This is a genomic window from Kitasatospora sp. NPDC127060, from assembly GCF_042724935.1.
Lineage (GTDB): Bacteria > Actinomycetota > Actinomycetes > Streptomycetales > Streptomycetaceae > Kitasatospora.
The window spans coordinates 1-1146 of sequence record NZ_JBHXEG010000201.1 but is presented as its reverse complement, the minus strand read 5'-3'; the positions used below and the strand labels follow the sequence as shown (position 1 = coordinate 1146).

General features: G+C 67.3%; 2 protein-coding genes. One reads left to right on the top strand and one right to left on the bottom strand.

Going from position 1 to position 1146, the window contains the following annotated elements; translation table 11 throughout:
• Nucleotides 1-70: 70 nt before the first annotated feature.
• The gene (locus ACFWIS_RS40710; protein WP_380454397.1) at nucleotides 71-469 is read right to left on the bottom strand and encodes a hypothetical protein; all 399 of its coding nucleotides are present in this window, start codon (nucleotides 467-469) and stop codon (nucleotides 71-73) included.
• Between the two features lie 310 nt (nucleotides 470-779).
• Between ACFWIS_RS40710 and ACFWIS_RS40705 the strand changes: the two genes are divergently transcribed.
• Nucleotides 780-1146: transposase domain-containing protein (locus ACFWIS_RS40705; protein ID WP_380524406.1), on the top strand; the 367-nt coding region annotated here is incomplete at its 3' end.

The following is a 1146-nucleotide window of genomic DNA, read 5'->3' as shown; positions in this document are numbered from 1 at the left end:
CGCAATGCCGTTGCTTTAGCTGTCAGTCACGGCGAAGGCCGGCACGGATCGACGTGCCGACAGGTGATGTTCAGCTGCCTGGGCCGCAGATGGCACCGCCGGGCTGCCGACGGGAGTACTGGACTACGGCGCCCTCGGAGGTTGTTGGCTTGCTGCCGTCGGCAGGGGTCAGGCTGTAGAAGACCGTGATGGAGCCCTCGTGAACGGCATCCAGGACGCCGTCCCACGGGATGGTGTAATCGACCGTGGTGGTGTCATCGGTGATGCTCACGACGCCCTGGATTGTCGCGGCCGGGGTCTGCCCGGAGAAGTCGCTGCAGACCGTGACCTCGAAGGTGAGCTTGTCTCCGGCCTTGAAGGGGATCTGGTCCACCCTGACGAGGACACCGTTCCAAGGCTTCTGCCAGCAGGTGATCCCGCCAGGAGGCTCCTCATGGGGAAATTCCGGGATGTCGAGCTCGACCGACATACGGGCTCCTGGTCGTTGAAGGGCTGAGGCGGCAGCTCGGACTCCCGCCTCGCGATCATGGAGCAAACGCCGGTTCGAAGACAGCCAGTTTCCTGTACCTGGGCCTCTCGGTCCGGGGCAGCGCCGACCGTGGTCGAGGCGGTTTCAGGGCGGTTCCCCGAGATCTCGTCCTGCCTTCCGGTGACGGTCTCGCAGCACCCGAACGTTGCTTCGGCCACCCTCGACCTGTTGACCAGACATGGAACTCCGTGGGGGGCCGGGCCGCCGGCTGAGGTTGGGAGCGCTGGCCGAGGTGTTCACATCGGAGCTTGTGGACACGGTGATAGCCGAGCACGGCCGGGGCGAGCGTCGGCGCCGAATACTCCCAGCCCGCCTGGTCGTCTACTTCGTCCTGGGGCTGTGCCTGTTCGCGCGGGAGTCGTACGAGGAGGTGGTGCGCCTGCTGACCACCGGCCTGCCGGGCACCACCGCGCTACGGCGGGTGAACAAGTCCTCGCTGTGCCGGGCCCGCGCCCGGCTCGGCCCAGAGCCCTTGGAGTCGCTGTTCCGCAGCATCGCCGGCACGCTCGCCACCTCGGACACACCGGGCGCCTTCTGGCGGGACCTGCGAGTGCTCGCGATCGACGGCACCCAGATCGACGTCCCGGACAGCCACAGCAACGCCACGACCTTCGACG

Excerpts from the sequence above, each read along its gene's own strand:
- ACFWIS_RS40710 (WP_380454397.1), bottom strand. The coding sequence starts at position 469 with ATGTCGGTCGAGCTCGACATCCCGGAATTTCCCCATGAGGAGCCTCCT.